This is a genomic window from Xylella fastidiosa, from assembly GCF_011801475.1.
Classification (GTDB): Bacteria; Pseudomonadota; Gammaproteobacteria; order Xanthomonadales; family Xanthomonadaceae; genus Xylella; species Xylella fastidiosa.
The window spans coordinates 529,703-545,357 of the sequence record NZ_CP044352.1 but is presented as its reverse complement, the minus strand read 5'-3'; the positions used below and the strand labels follow the sequence as shown (position 1 = coordinate 545,357).

The window sequence follows — 15,655 nt, the reverse complement described above, 5'->3', positions numbered from 1 at the left end:
ATCAATCCTGAATACGAACGAGGTAATGAACCTTATTAATCAACCCCCGTACCTGTGGAGTATCATTTACTTTACGCATATCACTAACCTTACTCAATCCTAAAGCACGGACTGACAAACGATGTCGAGAAGGAACACCAATCAAACTACGAACTAAACACACTTTCAGAGTTTTATCGTATTCATGAACCATGGCTAAAGTCTCTAACATTCTTACCACGCTTGAGAGCAATATGAGTCGGTGATTGCATGTCCTCCAAACCCTTTAATGTAGCACGCACTAGATTAATCGGATTACGAGAACCAATAGCTTTAGCAAGAACATTTTTCACGCCAACCGCCTCTAATACAGCACGCATAGCACCACCAGCAATAACACCTGTACCCTCCGATGCAGGCTTCATGAAGACAGAAGCAGCACCGTGGTTAGCCTTCACAGGATGCCAAAGAGTACCGTTATTTAAACTCACATTAGACATCCTTTTACGAGCATACTCCATTGATTTTTGAATAGCGACAGGAACTTCACGCGCTTTTCCATAACCAAAGCCAACACTACCTTCACCGTTACCTACAATAGTCAAAGCAGTAAAAGTAAATTGACGCCCACCCTTAACTGTTTTACTGACACGATTGACAGCAACCAGCTTTTCTATCATACCATCATCGATTTTTTCTTCACGAGAACGATCTCGACTTCGTTGTGAACGTTCTTCTGCCATTATTAATTCCTTAGATTGAACGGATATATAGTTACGGCCCAGAGACAGTTATTAAGTTATAGCTTAAATGTTGAAGCCGTAATTTCATAAGGACAAAAAAACACAAGAACAGGAAGCATAATCCCCCCCCGCCCGCTCCAACTTTAAATAAGCAACCAAAGAAACAAAGGGAAGAATTCAGAATTTCAACCCCGCATCACGGGCTGCATCGGCTAGGATCTTGATGCGACCATGATAAAGATAACCAGAACGGTCAAAAGCAATCCTATCCACACCAACAGCCCTAGCACGCTCAGCAATTAACTTACCAACTTTGATAGCTGCCAGACTGTTTTTACCATTCTTGAGACCACCCTTAACCTGAGATTGTAGGGTATTGGCGGCCGCAATGACCTTTGAACCATCAGCAGTAAAAATTTGCGCATACAAATGGCGGCCAGTACGCAACACGGAGAGGCGAGGTACACCCAACTTACGTATATGAAGACGGGTCGATTTAGCGCGACGCAAACGAGCAACATTCTTACCAATACTCACAATAGACTTCCTAAATACTAAAAAGCATGGCAGAGGGAAATCCAACTACCAAACAGAAGGGTCAGCGATTAATAGACATTTGCACATCACGCTTTCTTAGCTTCTTTACGCATGATAGCCTCAGTAGCATACTTCAAGCCTTTTCCTTTATAGGGCTCAGGCGGCCGAAAATTACGAATCTTAGCAGCAACTTCACCAACACGCTGTTTATCTATCCCCTGCACCACAACTTCAGTTTGACTAGGAGTCAACAAATTTATGCCTTCAGGGGGAACAAACAACAATGGATGCGAAAAACCAAGAGAAAGATTCAAATCTTTGCCTTGCATTGAAGCACGATAACCCACACCAACCAATTCAAGTTTACGCTCAAAGCCTATAGAAACACCCTTAATCATATTTGACAAAATAGCACGGACCGTACCAGCCAAAGAAACATGAGAATGATCATTAGCCGACAATGTAAGGATATCGCCATCCATAACAACATTTACATTATCGGACTTAGGAAAAGTTAAAACACCTTTCACTCCCTTAACAGTTAGCATGTCAGACTGAACACTGACTTCTACACCCTTCGGAATAGAAATGGGCTTCTTAGCTACTCGTGACATACGCCCCCCTTCCTAAGCAACGAAACAAAGAACTTCACCACCAACACCAGACTCACGAGCTTTAGAATCGGTCATAATGCCCTTGGAGGTGGAGATAATAGAAACACCCAAGCCACCCAATACTTCAGGAAGCTCGGCCTTACCACAATATTTACGCAACCCAGAACGCGAAACACGCTTTAAAATTCTGATAACAGGGCGACCTTCAAAATATTTCAGTACAACCTCGATATCAGATTTACTATTATCACTCTGAATTACTTTTGCATCAAAAATATAACCTTCATTCTTCAGAACCAGAGCAATAGCAAGCTTAACCTTAGAGAAAGGAAATCTCACATTAGGCTTACCAACAGAGGCTGCATTTTTAATACGAACCAACATATCAGCTATAGGATCAGTCATGCTCATCTTAACACCTTAATATATAGTTGCATCGATATCCACTATTACGAAAATTCAATCATTTTTGTATGACTAAAAGGAAATCAACTATACTTCAAGAAAGTAGAATCAACATTTCAAATTAAAGTGAGTTAAATATCCTATACCACAAAGCTTAACAAGAACTACCAACTTGCCTTACGCAAACCAGGGATATCCCCCCTCATAGCTGCCTCCCTAAGTTTATTGCGACCTAAACCAAATTTACAGTAGACACCACGTGGACGACCAGAAATTTCACAACGGTTACGCAACCGAGTGGGAGAAGAATCCCTAGGCAATTTCTGCAATTTGCAAGAGGCTTCGATCTTTTCTTCATAAGAAGAAGCATAACTTGAAATAACCTTTTTTAAGGAAAGACGTTTATCTGCAAACTTTTTAGCCAACCTTTTCCGTTTAAGGTCACGATTAATCATGGAAATTTTTGCCATATCTTTAATTCTCCAATCAGTTACGGAATGGGAAGTTAAAGGCATCAAGCAAAGCTTTAGCTTCAGCATCCGAGTTAGCTGTAGTTGTAATAGCAATATCCATTCCACGTATAGCATCAACCGCATCGAAATCGATCTCAGGAAAAACAACCTGCTCCTTCACACCCATATTAAAATTACCACGACCATCAAAGGAACGTGGAGGAATACCACGGAAATCACGGACACAAGGCAAAGAAATATTAATCAACCTATCTAAGAATTCATACATCTTAGAGCGACGCAAAGTAGTCTTGCAGCCAATAGGCCAACCATTACGAATCTTGAAAGATGCAACCGAAATACGAGACTTAGTAACAATTGGCTTCTGACCAGAAATTTTAGCCATATCAGCAAGAGCGTTTTCTAGAACCTTCTTATTCGTAGCTGCCTCACCTACACCCATGTTGAGCGTAATCTTGACCAATCTAGGAACAGCCATGGGATTAGAATAACCAAACCTCTTAATTAAAGCAGGCACTACTTCTTTCTTATACATGTTTTCCAAACGCGTCATAACCTAATCCCTCAAGCACCAATAACTTCACCAGTGGAGCGAAAAATACGCAACTTACAACCATCGCCTAAAATTTTAAAACCAACACGATCACCCTTACCAGTCATCGGATTTAAAATTTTAATGTTTGAAACATGGATAGGGGCTTCACGGTCAATTAAGCCACCAGAAATACCCCGCTGAGGATTGGGCTTTGTGTGCCGTTTAACAAAATTAACATTAGAAACAACCACACGATGACCATCAATGCGTATAATCTCCCCTTGCTTACCTTTGTCTTTACCAGCGATAACAATTACTTGGTCACCCTTCTTAATACGACTAGCCATTTCTATATCATCCACTCACAGTACTTCAGGGGCGAGAGAGACTATCTTCATCAATTTCTCAGAACGAAGCTCTCGAGTTACCGGCCCAAAGACACGCGTACCAATGGGTTCTTGCTTATTATTCAATAACACCGCCGCGTTACCGTCAAAACGGATTAGTGAACCATCGGGACGACGCACTCCACTGCGAGTACGAACGACAACAGCATCATAAACCTCACCTTTTTTAACTTTCCCGCGAGGGATAGCTTCTTTCACAGTGACTTTAATAACGTCACCAATACTTGCATAACGACGTTTCGAACCGCCTAAAACCTTAATACACATTACTTCCTTAGCGCCAGAATTATCAGCAACACCAAGGTAACTCTGCATTTGAATCATGACCTAGCTCTCCAAAGATTTATTTAATCTGAACGGGCAACAATTTCCACTACACGCCAGTTTTTTGTTTTGGATATTGGAGCGACTTCAGTCATAAGAACCACATCACCCTCATTACAAAGATCATCAGCATCATGTGCATGAAGCTTAGTGGAGCGTTTAATATATTTACCGTAAAGGGCATGCTTGATTTGACGTTCGACCAAAACAGTAACCGTCTTTTGCATTTTATTACTGATCACAAGACCTTTAATCGTACGTAACGGCTTTCTTTCGTTATTGTCATTCATCACGCCGGCGTCCTATTTATCCAAGACAATAGATACTTCACACGAGCAATATTACGGCGCACTCTACGGATTTCATGAGTCTTTTGAAATTGACCCATAGCCACTTGCATACGCATCGAAAACTGTTCTTTACGCAACTCAATCAAATGAGCCTTCAAATCATCAACAGATTTACCGCGAAATTGTTGAATATCCATCAACGCACCGTCCTGACAACAAAAGCGGTAGTCACTGAAAGTTTGGACGCAGCCAAACGGAAAGCTTCACGCGCCACATCCTCCGAAACACCTTCAATCTCATAGATCATACGACCTGGTTGAATTTGAGCAACCCAATACTCAACATTACCCTTACCTGAACCCATTCTAACCTCAATAGGTTTCTTTGTAATTGGCTTATCTGGAAAAACACGGATCAACAATTTTCCGCCACGCTTAACATAACGACTAATTGAACGACGAGCAGCCTCAATTTGACGAGCCGTCAACTGGCCGTGAGCCGTAGCTCTTAAACCATACTGACCGAAACTGACTACATTAGCGTTCCAGCTCAAACCACAATTGCGGCCTTTATGCATTTTACGATATTTTGTTCGCTTTGGCTGTAGCATTAACGTCACCTCACCTCACGGGAACGACGAGATGAACGGTCAGCATTACGATCACCGCGCGAACCATCATCCTGCTTTTCCTGACTCACACTAGAAAAACTGAAAATATCTCCATGATACATCAAAACCTTGACGCCAGTAACACCATAGTTCGTATACGCTTCAGAAAAACCATAACCTATATCGGCACGCAAAGTTTGCAATGGGACACGACCTTCACGGTACCATTCAGATCGAGCAATCTCAGCGCCATTAAGACGTCCAGCAACACTAATTTTTATCCCTAAAGCACCCAAGCGTATCGCATTGCTAACCGAACGCTTCATAGCACGACGAAACATAATCCTACGTTCTAACTGTTGAGCGACCGATTCAGCGACCAACTGTGCATCAAGCTCAGGTTTACGTACTTCAATGACATTGATATGGACGGGAACGCCCATAATATCACTGACTTGTTTTCTCAACATTTCAATATCTTCACCACGCTTACCAATAACTACACCAGGGCGAGCAACATGCATGCTAACACAAGCAGTATTAGAAGGACGCTCAATAAGTATCTTACTGATACCAGCCTGAGACATTTTTTTACGTAACACTTGGCGCACTTTAAGATCTGCGGCCAAATACCGCGCAAATTCAGCCTTATTTGCGTACCACTTGGAATTCCAATCTGCAGATATACCCAAACGAATTCCAATCGGATGAACTTTATGCCCCATAATATTTTCCTTCCCGAATTACTTGGCAGGGCCGACAACTACGGTAATATGACTACTACGTTTAACAATACGAGAACTACGCCCCTTGGCACGTGCCATGAAACGTTTCAGCATTCTGCCCTCATCAACGATTATGGTATTGATCCTCAAATCATCAATATTAGAACCGTGATTGTTTTCTGCATTAGCAATAGCAGACTCAACCACCTTCTTAATCAAGCAGGCGGCCTTCTTACTCGAAAATCTCAAGAGATTAACAGCAGAGTCAGCAGATAAACCGCGAACTTGAGCGGCAACCAAACGAGCCTTTTGAGGAGAAACACGTGCACCACGCAATATAGCAGACGCTTCCATATTCATATTGCCTTATTTACCTGATTTTTTATCACCACAATGACCCTTAAAAACTCGAGTTATAGAAAACTCACCGAGCTTATGACCGACCATATTTTCATTAATAACGACAGGATGGTAATTTTTACCGTTATGTATAGCAATGGTATGACCAACCATTTGCGGAAGAATAACGGAACGCCTGGAGCAAGTCTTGATAGGTCGTTTACTACCTGCAGCAGACTCAACCTTTTTGATCAAATGGTGATCGAAGAAAGGACCCTTTTTTGTTGAACGCGGCATTAGTAATTTAACCTCTGCGACCACGAATAATGAATTGCTGAGTACGCTTATTTTTACGCGTTTTATAACCTTTAGTAGGAACGCCCCAAGGAGTAACGGGATGAGGATTACCCTGGCCTGACTTAGCTTCACCGCCACCATGAGGATGATCAACAGGATTCATAGCAGCACCACGCACAGTAGGACGAACCCCAAGCCACCTTTTAGCACCAGCCTTACCAAGTTTCCGCAAATTATGTTCTTCATTACCAACCTCACCGATAGTGGCTCGACACTCAGCCAGCACTCTACGCATTTCCCCAGAACGCAAACGCAGCGTCGCATATACACCTTCACGCGCGACCAATTGAACAGAAGAACCCGCAGAACGCGCCATTTGGGCACCTTTTCTTGGTTTCAATTCAACAGCGTGAACAGTAGTACCAACAGGGATATTACGCAGGGGAAGAGAATTACCAAGCTTAATAGGCACATTCGGGCCAGAAATTATTTTATCGCCTTCCTTTAACCCCTTCGGAGCGATAATGTAGCAACGCTCGCCATCAATGTAACATAATAAAGCAATATGAGCAGTACGATTAGGATCATATTCGATCCGCTCTACACGAGCAGGAATAGCTTCTTTATCACGCTTAAAATCGATAACACGATAGCGCTGCTTGCAACCACCACCTATGTGACGAACAGTAATACGACCATGATGATTACGGCCACCAGTTTTACTTTGCGATTCCAACAAGGAAGCGTGCGGAGATCCCTTATGAATATTTGGAGTGACCACGCGTGCAGCAGAACGGCGACCTGGAGAAGTGGGTTTGAATTTTATTAACGGCACGGTGTCACACCTCAAACGCTAGCAGCAACATCAATGGATTGCCCATCGATTAAGCGAACATAAGCTTTACGCCATCCAGAACGAGAGCCACCACGATTGCGAAAGGATTTACTTTTACCTTTTACATTCAAAACCCTAACGACACCGACCTTTACATCGAAAAGACGCTCAACTGCATTTTTCACATCAACCTTAGTAGCATCACTCGACACCTCAAAAACATAGACATTAGAAATCTCTTGAAGACGAGAGCTCTTTTCTGAAACCCGAGGAGAACGCAGTACGCCGAATATTTTTTCACAACTACTGTTCATACCAACCATTCCTCGATCTTTTTGACAGCACCCACAGTAAGCACAACAACGTCTGAGCCGACTAGCGCCACTGGATCCAGCGCCTGCACGCTACGAACATCTACACAAGGTAAATTACGAGACGATAATGACAAGCACTCTGAAATCTCATCACTCACAATCAATAAACTAGAGCCCACCCCCACCACTTCAAGCGATTTAATTTTCTCGGCAAACACCTTAGTCTTAGAAACTTCAACATCAAAGGCATCCACAACCTTCAATCGCCCTTGACGGTTCAACTCAGAAAAAATCGAACATATGGCCGAGCGATACTGCTTACGATTAACTTTTTGAGAAAAACTACGGGGCTTGGCAGCAAAAGCAACACCACCGCCAACAAAAATAGGAGCTGTCAAAGCACCATGACGCGCGCCGCCACCTTTTTGCTTTTTTGATTTTTTGGTGGTGCCAGAAACTTGCGAACGAGATTTCTGAGCCTTAGTTCCAGATCGCGCCGTATTGCGATAGGCAACAACGACTTGATGAACTAACGCCTCACTAAATTCGCGACCGAAAACCACATCCGAAACAGGCAGAGTGTTATCGCTACCGACGATAGTCAAATCCATAACACCACCCCCTATATCTTACTAGCCGAACGAATGAGGACATCACCACCAGAAGCACCAGGAATAGCGCCGCGAACAGCAATCAAGAAACGCTCAACATCAATCTTAATCACTTCAAGATTTTGGACGCTCTGCCTCACAGCGCCCATATGACCAGACATCTTTTTTCCCGGAAACACACGCCCAGGGGTCTGCCGCTGCCCCAAGGAACCCGGCGCACGATGCGACAAAGAGTTACCATGAGTAGCATCACCCATCCTAAAATTATGGCGTTTAATAGTACCTTGAAACCCCTTACCCTTGGTTATACCCTGAATATCTACCTTCTGACCAACAGCAAAAATACTTAACCCAACCTCAGAACCAACACTATAACTACCAAGCTGAGTTTTTTCGACACGAAACTCCCACAACCCACGACCTGCCTCAACCTTTGCTTTAGCAAAATGACCAGACTCAGGCTTATTCACAAGAACAGAACGACGCGAACCAACCGTTACCTGAATAGCATCATAACCGTCAACATCGGAAGTTTTTATTTGCACGACACGATTCGCAGTCGCCTCTATGAGAGTAACAGGTATCGAACGACCATCCTCAAGGAATACCCTACTCATACCAGCCTTACGGCCCACAAAACCCATTGAATAGCACCCCATGACTACAGATCCCCTCAGGTCAACTTGATTTGCACATCTACGCCAGCAGCCAACTCAAGCCTCATCAACGCATCCACCGTCTTATCGTTTGGATCAACGATATAAAGAACACGCTTATAAGTACAAGTCTCGTACTGGTCACGGGCATCTTTATCAGCGTGCGGAGAAACAAGAATGGTGCACCGCTCAATCTTAGTGGGCAAAGGGATAGGACCACGAACATGAGCACCAGTCCGCTTAGCCGTCTCGACAATTTCACCAGCAGAGCGATCAATCAGGCGACAATCAAATGCCTTCAATCGAATCTGAATCTTTTGGTCCGCCATGAAGGAGTTTCCATAATTATTTTAAATAACACGGCCAGATCACTTAAATACCGGAACAATCGCAGCAACAAGCAACCAAGCACAACCAATTCATTGAACAAACTCTCAAACACAATGGGCACAGCTATAAGCATATAGAGACCCAAGCCACCCAACTTAGCACAAGAACAACTAATCTTCAGTTCCATGCAAATCAAGGCAGGGGAGTATATAGCACTCAAATAAGGATGGTCAAGAACAACAGCCAAGAGCCGCTCAATAACCACATAAAAAAACCGACACACCATCTACAAGATGCAATCACACCACAATGGAGAGACTAAGAGACCATGAATGCAACGCAATCCAATCAACATCAATTAAGGAGCAACAAAAAAGGCACATTATACGCCGAACCAGCCCCATAGGCAAGAAGCATATCCAAGAAAAGCAACTTAATGACGAAGCAAGCAACACAGCAAGCAAATTATGACGCCACTCTGTCTATAGAGCAAAAAAGCATAAAGATAATGAGAAACATCAATTTGAAAACACTACCCCAGACACAGTTATGCCAAGTCAAAAGATTAATGCAGGACTGAATTTTTCAAAAACTTCAGTTAGCAATGCGAGAGAACCAAGCCATACACCGAAGGATAGCAAAACAACACCATCAAAACGCCATTACCAAGTCACAGTTATGTTCGAGTGACTTACTAATCAGCTCAAACAACAAACTAAATCACACCGAATTAGATCAACACAATCAAAAACCCACAATTAAATGAATGACCTCCGCTAAAAACATACCTGCCAGATCGCATACAACGACCAGAAACAAACCCACTGCGATGTCAAAACCTACCAGCAAGTATTAGCAGGGATATAAATCCACCAAGCGCCTAAATTCTAAACCTTAATACTTCATTACCCCATACATTACGTTAATTCAGTTAGCATGATAATGCAAAGCATCTTTGGACTTTCTAAACATTAGCTTTAACCTGAACCATGCAACCTACCAAACTCGGACTGAAGCTTAACGACCAAGGAACCTTTTATTTAATCTTGCACATCAGCAAGCCAAGCTATCGGCCAGGCCACACGAAATCACGACTTCTCGACAAACCCAATAGAGGGCATGAAGCTAACAAAAAACGATACGAACACTCAAGTACACCGAACCGAATAGCCCGACACTCTATTGGATGCAGTACCATGAATAGAGTAGATAACTAACTACAGCTTTAGAATCTTGTCTAATAATATCTAATTGCTATAATCCTGGCTTGGTAAGAGCCAGGCTAGTGCTTTGCTAAGCACACTTAATTTAAAGTATAGACTTGGGACTTATATGTGCTGACTTCTACGTACACCACGAAGAAACTCGCGCTCCGCGCTGCTATATCTTCACTCATTGCTGTAACCATAACCAGTCTCGCTTTACTAATATTTGATGTAAAGTATGCCTGTGGCGCAACATTGACGGGTTTAGCAATCACATTGGGTAGTTGGTTGTCAGCGCAAGTCGCATTAGGTGGCAGAGTTCAAGGAGCAGTAGCAGTAATAGCCAGACTGATACTCGCATTTTTGCTCAAATGGGTGTCTGTGATTACTGCGCTATTGCTTGGCTTTTGCCTTTGGCGGCTGCCTGCATTAGGGCTTCTAAGTGGCATTACAATTGGCTTGTTTTTTCAAGCCTTAACTATGACCAGACAACAATCATAAAGATTTTTCAGACTTAAGGTCCCAGACACATGGCAGGCGAGGAAGCAACTCCCACCTCATACATTCAACACCACCTGCACAATCTGACTTTTCAAATGCAGGACGGCAGCAAATTTTGGGTACTGCATCTTGACACGCTGATAATGGCTGTCTTGATGGGGTTGGTAATGGTATTGGTATTTTGGAGCGGTACATGCAAGGCCACTTCAGGGATACCTGGGAAATGGCAAGCATTCGTCGAGGTTTGCTTGGAATTTGTCGACCGCCAAGTCAAAGATACCTACCACGGTCCGAGTAAGTTGGTCACACCAATCGCAATAACTCTGTTCTTTTGGATATTTTTGATGAACCTCATAAAGGTGATCCCTGCTGACTTCATCGCTATCCCATTTAGCTGGGCAGGTGTACATGCTTGGAAACCAGTTCCAACGGCTGACGTCAATGCCACGCTTGGGATGTCAATCAGTGTCTTTTTCTTGATGCTCTTCTTCTCATTTCGTGCAAAGGGTATAAGCGGCTTCCTCAAAGAATTTCTTACAACACCTTTCGGTAAATGGATGATGCCGTTCAACCTTGTCCTCAACATTGTAGAATGGCTAAGTAAACCGATTTCACTAGCGATGCGGCTCTTCGGAAACATGTTTGGTGGCGAGATCGTTTTCTTATTGATTTGGGTACTTGGTGGTGCAGGCATTTCGGGCATGCTTGCCAGCAGCACGTTTGGCCTAGCCTGGATGCTGTTTCACTTACTGGTGATTCCACTCCAAGCATTTATTTTCATGATGCTCTCGATCGTATACCTGAGCCTGTCAGAAGACTCTCATTGAGTTGTTCCCCATCATCTTAAGTTTGCTTCCTCACCCTCAATTATTTCATTACCGGAGAAAATCATGTCCCTAGATGTCCTGACCAATTTCGCTCAAATCCAGAGCTTCACTGCTCTTGCCATTGGCATCATGATCGGTTTAGCGGCACTTGGGGCGGGTCTTGGCCTCGCCATCATGGCTGGCAAATTCCTAGAGTCGGCCGCACGTCAGCCAGAGTTGATCCCACTGTTGCAAGTCCGCATGTTTATCAGCGCTGGTCTGATCGACGCCGCATTTATTATTAGTGTCGCCGTTGGTCTGTTGCTTGCTTTTGCTAACCCACTCTCATCCACTCTTCTCGTAGCAGTTAGCAAGGCATTAGCTGGTTGATCCAGTGTAATAGGATGTGGCTAAACACACACATGAAGCACTTGGCCACACTATGCAATGTGGAGTCACACTCGCTTTTGTAGTGTCACCATAATCCGTAATAAGCAAATTGAGAGCCCTATGGACATCACATTTACTATCTTTGCCCAATCCATAGCCTTCGCAGCTTTGATTTGGATCGTGGCAACCAAGATTTGGCCGCCATTGATAAAGGTAATTGAGGAGCGGCAGCAAAAAATTGCAGAGGGTTTAGCTGCTGCTGACCTCGGCCAAAAGGAATTAGCTCAAGCCCAAGAAGAAATTAAAAAGACATTAAAAAATGCACGCGAAAAGGCCAACGAAATCATCGAACAAGCTCATGCGCGTGCTCATCAAATTATCGAAGCAGCAAAAGCTGAAGCAATCACTGAAACCAATCGGCAGCAAAATTTGGCACAGGTTGAAATAGAAGCAGCTGCAAAACGCGCCAGAGAGGAGTTACGTAAGCATGTATCTATACTCGCTGTTAACGGTGCTGAAAAGCTACTTAAACGTGAAATCGACGTTAACACACACAAAATGCTACTTGATGAGCTCGCTGCGGAGATTTGACCCATGAGTCAGGCCCTTACGCTGGCTCGTCCTTACGCTCGTGCAGCGTTCGCCATAGCCTGTGAAAAAGGTAAGTGTATGCAGTGGTCACAAGCGTTAACATTCTCCGCGCAAGTCGCAAACAATCCCATTGCGGCTACGTTGCTTTCCCATCCACAACTAGATCATGAACAAGCCGCAGCACTACTGTCACCCGAAGGAGCGGATCCAGCTTATGTCCGCTTTCTAGAGGTAATCGCCGAAGCACATCGACTTGATGTATTACTACAGGTTGCAGGCTTGTATGAAAAATTACGCGCCGAAGCCGAGCATGTCATCAAAGCTAAGATCACATCTGCCATTGAGCTTGCGCCAAATGAACTAAACAACATTGTCACCGCACTGAAAAAACGCTTTGACTGCGAGATTGAGGTCACCACTGGTGTTGACCACTCACTGATCGGTGGTGCAGTGATCGACACTGGTAACGTAGTCATCGACGGCTCGATCAAAAGCAAGCTCACACGCTTACAGGCCTCGCTGACCCACTGAAACTCACAAACTGTCAGCTCCCCCAGGCCGACGCAATTAGGACTCAACGATGGCAACCACCCTCAACCCTTCCGAAATAAGCGAATTGATTAAGACTCGCATCGAACAGGTCAAACTATCCGCAGAATCCCGTAACGAAGGCACCGTGACCAGCGTTTCCGATGGCATTGTGCGCATTTTTGGCTTAGCAGATGCGATGCAAGGAGAAATGATCGAATTGCCTAACAAAACCTATGCACTAGCACTGAATTTGGAGCGTGATTCAGTTGGTGCCGTGATACTGGGTGATTACAAACATTTACGTGAAGGAGACGTCGCTAAAACAACCGGACGCATCCTTGAAGTGCCGGTTGGCAAATCGCTGTTGGGCCGCGTTGTCAATGCTTTAGGTGAACCAATCGATGGCAAAGGTGCACTAGGCCCCACTCAAACTGCACCAGTGGAGCGCGTTGCTCCTGGTGTCATCTGGCGCAAATCAGTCGATCAACCAGTACAGACCGGTTATAAGTCAGTTGATGCGATGATCCCTATCGGCCGCGGCCAACGCGAACTCATCATCGGAGACCGCCAAACTGGGAAAACCGCAATGGCAATCGATACAGTGATCAGCCAGAAAGACACCGGTATCAAATGCGTTTATGTAGCGATCGGCCAAAAAGCTTCTACTATCGCCAATATCGTTCGAAAACTCGAAGAGAATGATGCGCTGGACCACACTATCGTCGTAGCCGCAACCGCATCTGAATCAGCCGCACTTCAGTACATCAGTGCCTACGCTGGGTGCACCATGGGCGAATATTTCATGGACCGTGGCGAGGACGCACTCATCATCTATGACGATTTGTCGAAACAAGCCGTTGCCTATCGCCAAATCTCGCTACTCCTAAAACGTCCCCCTGGCCGAGAAGCTTACCCGGGCGACGTATTCTACCTGCACTCGCGTCTGCTGGAGCGTGCCGCTCGTGTATCTGAAGAATATGTCGAAAAATTCACCCAAGGTGAGGTGAAAGGAAAAACAGGATCCTTAACTGCACTACCAATCATCGAAACACAAGCTGGCGACGTGTCCGCCTTTGTACCAACCAACGTAATTTCAATTACTGATGGCCAGATCTTCCTGGAAACTGATCTTTTCAATGCTGGTATACGTCCAGCTGTCAACGCCGGCATCTCCGTATCGCGCGTCGGTGGCTCGGCACAGACTAAAATTATCAAGAAACTGTCCGGGGGCATCCGCATCTCACTGGCACAATACCGTGAGCTGGCAGCATTCGCGCAGTTTGCATCTGACCTAGATGAAACAACCCGCAAGCAACTCGAGCGCGGCCAACGTGTCACTGAACTGATGAAGCAGAAACAGTACACCTCAATGTCCGTCGCCAACCAAGCGTTATCAATCTACGCAGTCAACGAAGGCTACCTTGACGACATACCAGTGGACAAAGTACTCACCTTCGAAGAAGGCCTACACGCCCATTTTTCCAACACTCAAGGCGCGCTGATCGACAAGATCAATAACTCCGGTGACTGGGACAACAACATTGAAGCTGCTTTCAAGCAGCACATTGAAGAATTTAAGACCACGGGCAGCTGGTAACAGTAGCGACTGCGGGCGGGCCTCAGGCTAGCTACTGTAAAGGCTTGAATGAGCTTCAGCTCACCCCTCCCTATGAATCAAACGAGTAAGCAATGGCAAGCGGACGCGAAATCAAAAGCAAGATCAAAAGTGTGCAGAACACTCGTAAAGTGACACGCGCATTAGAGATGGTCTCGGCCTCAAAAATCCGCAAAGCACAGGAGCAAATGAAAATCTCGCGCCCGTATGCGCAGGCAATGAAACAAATGATTGGCCATTTAGCTCAAGCAAATACTGACTATCTGCATCCATTTCTGATCGCACACAAGCAAGTTAAGCGAATAGGCTATATCGTGATCTCATCTGACCGTGGCTTGGCTGGTGGTCTCAACAACAATCTGTTCCGCAAGATGCTTGGCGAAATGCACCAGTGGCAAGATAATGGGGCCGAAGTCGACATCGTCACGATTGGTCAGAAAGCATCCGTATTCTTTCGCAGAATTAAAGTCAACATACTCGGCAGCGTGACTCACCTAGGAGACACGCCACGCCTAGAACAGCTCATTGGTGTCATCAAAGTTATGCTTGATGCATACACTGAAGAAAAGCTTGATCGCGTCTATTTGGTCTATAACCATTTCATCAACACAATGGTTCAGAAAGCGAGCTTCGACCAACTTCTGCCACTGCTAGCAGCTAAAGACAAGGTCGCGCACCATGATTGGGATTACTTATACGAACCCGATGCCGCAACAGTACTTGAGCACGTGATGACACGCTACATAGAATCGCTTGTATACCAAGCGATGCTAGAAAACATAGCATCTGAGCATGCAGCGCGCATGGTAGCAATGAAGGCTGCTAGCGACAACGCCAACAAGCTGATTGGCACACTACAACTGGTCTACAACAAAGCACGTCAGGCAGCGATCACCCAAGAAATTTCAGAAATCGTCGGCGGTGCCGCCGCAGTCTGATCTGAATACCATTTTCCCAAGATCCCTTGCCATATCCGGCCTGGACTGACAAAA

Annotated in this window: 26 protein-coding genes; 6 read left to right on the top strand and 20 right to left on the bottom strand. The window is 44.8% G+C overall.

Translation table 11 applies throughout. From position 1 onward, the window contains the following. Nucleotide 1: 1 nt before the first annotated feature. The 20 genes from rpmD to rpsJ all read right to left on the bottom strand — a co-directional run bounded on the left by rpmD (nucleotide 2) and on the right by rpsJ (nucleotide 9,023). Nucleotides 2–193 (bottom strand): 50S ribosomal protein L30, encoded by a 192-nt coding sequence (gene rpmD, locus F7G16_RS02365; RefSeq protein ID WP_012382464.1) that lies wholly within the window; start codon nucleotides 191–193, stop codon nucleotides 2–4. Then, nucleotides 183–722, bottom strand: coding sequence for a 30S ribosomal protein S5 (rpsE, locus tag F7G16_RS02360; RefSeq protein WP_004090125.1), 540 nt, complete (start codon nucleotides 720–722; stop codon nucleotides 183–185). Before rpsE ends, rpmD begins: the two co-directional genes overlap by 11 nt. 177 nt (nucleotides 723–899) lie before the next feature. Next, nucleotides 900–1,259 carry a 50S ribosomal protein L18 gene (rplR, locus tag F7G16_RS02355; RefSeq protein WP_004090124.1) on the bottom strand — a complete coding sequence of 120 codons (360 nt, stop codon included), beginning with the start codon at nucleotides 1,257–1,259 and terminating at the stop codon, nucleotides 900–902. Between the two features lie 86 nt (nucleotides 1,260–1,345). Further along, nucleotides 1,346–1,873 carry a 50S ribosomal protein L6 gene (gene rplF, locus F7G16_RS02350; protein WP_004090121.1) on the bottom strand — a complete coding sequence of 176 codons (528 nt, stop codon included), beginning with the start codon at nucleotides 1,871–1,873 and terminating at the stop codon, nucleotides 1,346–1,348. A 12-nt stretch (nucleotides 1,874–1,885) separates the two neighbouring features. Next, on the bottom strand, nucleotides 1,886–2,284 hold the full coding sequence (rpsH, locus tag F7G16_RS02345; RefSeq protein ID WP_004090119.1) for a 30S ribosomal protein S8: 399 nt from the start codon (nucleotides 2,282–2,284) through the stop codon (nucleotides 1,886–1,888). Between the two features lie 158 nt (nucleotides 2,285–2,442). Continuing rightward, entirely contained in the window at nucleotides 2,443–2,748 is a 306-nt protein-coding gene (gene rpsN / locus F7G16_RS02340) for a 30S ribosomal protein S14 (RefSeq protein ID WP_004086535.1), read from the bottom strand. A gap of 16 nt (nucleotides 2,749–2,764) precedes the next feature. Beyond that, the gene (gene rplE / locus F7G16_RS02335) at nucleotides 2,765–3,304 is read right to left on the bottom strand and encodes a 50S ribosomal protein L5 (protein WP_004090114.1); all 540 of its coding nucleotides are present in this window, start codon (nucleotides 3,302–3,304) and stop codon (nucleotides 2,765–2,767) included. An 11-nt stretch (nucleotides 3,305–3,315) separates the two neighbouring features. Then, nucleotides 3,316–3,633, bottom strand: a complete 318-nt coding sequence (gene rplX, locus F7G16_RS02330) for a 50S ribosomal protein L24 (protein WP_004090113.1) — start codon at nucleotides 3,631–3,633, stop codon at nucleotides 3,316–3,318. Between the two features lie 15 nt (nucleotides 3,634–3,648). Further along, a complete protein-coding gene (gene rplN / locus F7G16_RS02325) occupies nucleotides 3,649–4,017 on the bottom strand; it encodes a 50S ribosomal protein L14 (protein WP_004090111.1) in 369 nt (122 codons plus the stop codon). Nucleotides 4,018–4,040: 23 nt separating this feature from the next. Continuing rightward, nucleotides 4,041–4,307, bottom strand: a complete 267-nt coding sequence (rpsQ, locus tag F7G16_RS02320; protein WP_004090110.1) for a 30S ribosomal protein S17 — start codon at nucleotides 4,305–4,307, stop codon at nucleotides 4,041–4,043. Continuing rightward, on the bottom strand, nucleotides 4,307–4,504 hold the full coding sequence (gene rpmC, locus F7G16_RS02315) for a 50S ribosomal protein L29 (protein ID WP_004090108.1): 198 nt from the start codon (nucleotides 4,502–4,504) through the stop codon (nucleotides 4,307–4,309). Before rpmC ends, rpsQ begins: the two co-directional genes overlap by 1 nt. Further along, on the bottom strand, nucleotides 4,504–4,917 hold the full coding sequence (rplP, locus tag F7G16_RS02310) for a 50S ribosomal protein L16 (RefSeq protein WP_004086531.1): 414 nt from the start codon (nucleotides 4,915–4,917) through the stop codon (nucleotides 4,504–4,506). Before rplP ends, rpmC begins: the two co-directional genes overlap by 1 nt. Nucleotides 4,918–4,922: 5 nt before the next feature. After that, a complete protein-coding gene (rpsC, locus tag F7G16_RS02305) occupies nucleotides 4,923–5,642 on the bottom strand; it encodes a 30S ribosomal protein S3 (RefSeq protein WP_004090104.1) in 720 nt (239 codons plus the stop codon). An 18-nt stretch (nucleotides 5,643–5,660) separates the two neighbouring features. After that, nucleotides 5,661–5,996 carry a 50S ribosomal protein L22 gene (gene rplV / locus F7G16_RS02300; protein ID WP_011097648.1) on the bottom strand — a complete coding sequence of 112 codons (336 nt, stop codon included), beginning with the start codon at nucleotides 5,994–5,996 and terminating at the stop codon, nucleotides 5,661–5,663. A 12-nt stretch (nucleotides 5,997–6,008) separates the two neighbouring features. After that, the gene (gene rpsS / locus F7G16_RS02295; protein WP_011097647.1) at nucleotides 6,009–6,278 is read right to left on the bottom strand and encodes a 30S ribosomal protein S19; all 270 of its coding nucleotides are present in this window, start codon (nucleotides 6,276–6,278) and stop codon (nucleotides 6,009–6,011) included. A gap of 7 nt (nucleotides 6,279–6,285) precedes the next feature. Beyond that, nucleotides 6,286–7,113 (bottom strand): 50S ribosomal protein L2, encoded by an 828-nt coding sequence (gene rplB / locus F7G16_RS02290; protein ID WP_004086523.1) that lies wholly within the window; start codon nucleotides 7,111–7,113, stop codon nucleotides 6,286–6,288. Nucleotides 7,114–7,124: 11 nt separating this feature from the next. Beyond that, nucleotides 7,125–7,427 (bottom strand): 50S ribosomal protein L23, encoded by a 303-nt coding sequence (gene rplW / locus F7G16_RS02285; RefSeq protein WP_012337685.1) that lies wholly within the window; start codon nucleotides 7,425–7,427, stop codon nucleotides 7,125–7,127. Beyond that, a complete protein-coding gene (gene rplD / locus F7G16_RS02280; protein WP_004086522.1) occupies nucleotides 7,424–8,038 on the bottom strand; it encodes a 50S ribosomal protein L4 in 615 nt (204 codons plus the stop codon). Before rplD ends, rplW begins: the two co-directional genes overlap by 4 nt. Before the next feature lie 11 nt (nucleotides 8,039–8,049). Continuing rightward, nucleotides 8,050–8,697 carry a 50S ribosomal protein L3 gene (gene rplC, locus F7G16_RS02275; protein WP_012337684.1) on the bottom strand — a complete coding sequence of 216 codons (648 nt, stop codon included), beginning with the start codon at nucleotides 8,695–8,697 and terminating at the stop codon, nucleotides 8,050–8,052. A 14-nt stretch (nucleotides 8,698–8,711) separates the two neighbouring features. After that, nucleotides 8,712–9,023, bottom strand: a complete 312-nt coding sequence (gene rpsJ, locus F7G16_RS02270; protein ID WP_012337683.1) for a 30S ribosomal protein S10 — start codon at nucleotides 9,021–9,023, stop codon at nucleotides 8,712–8,714. 1,736 nt (nucleotides 9,024–10,759) lie between these two features. Here rpsJ and atpB point away from each other — a divergent pair. The 6 genes from atpB (at nucleotide 10,760) to atpG (ending at nucleotide 15,601) form a co-directional block, all read left to right on the top strand. Beyond that, a complete protein-coding gene (gene atpB / locus F7G16_RS02260; protein WP_004085638.1) occupies nucleotides 10,760–11,557 on the top strand; it encodes a F0F1 ATP synthase subunit A in 798 nt (265 codons plus the stop codon). Between the two features lie 63 nt (nucleotides 11,558–11,620). Further along, complete coding sequence (atpE, locus tag F7G16_RS02255) at nucleotides 11,621–11,926, top strand: F0F1 ATP synthase subunit C (protein ID WP_004085639.1); 306 nt, start codon at nucleotides 11,621–11,623, stop codon at nucleotides 11,924–11,926. Nucleotides 11,927–12,046: 120 nt separating this feature from the next. Continuing rightward, nucleotides 12,047–12,517 (top strand): F0F1 ATP synthase subunit B, encoded by a 471-nt coding sequence (locus F7G16_RS02250; protein WP_021358235.1) that lies wholly within the window; start codon nucleotides 12,047–12,049, stop codon nucleotides 12,515–12,517. Nucleotides 12,518–12,520: 3 nt separating this feature from the next. Further along, entirely contained in the window at nucleotides 12,521–13,048 is a 528-nt protein-coding gene (locus tag F7G16_RS02245) for a F0F1 ATP synthase subunit delta (RefSeq protein ID WP_004085641.1), read from the top strand. Nucleotides 13,049–13,097: 49 nt separating this feature from the next. Continuing rightward, nucleotides 13,098–14,645, top strand: a complete 1,548-nt coding sequence (atpA, locus tag F7G16_RS02240) for a F0F1 ATP synthase subunit alpha (protein WP_004085642.1) — start codon at nucleotides 13,098–13,100, stop codon at nucleotides 14,643–14,645. A 92-nt stretch (nucleotides 14,646–14,737) separates the two neighbouring features. Next, nucleotides 14,738–15,601, top strand: a complete 864-nt coding sequence (gene atpG / locus F7G16_RS02235; protein WP_038232815.1) for a F0F1 ATP synthase subunit gamma — start codon at nucleotides 14,738–14,740, stop codon at nucleotides 15,599–15,601. The last annotated feature ends 54 nt before the right edge of the window (nucleotides 15,602–15,655 follow it).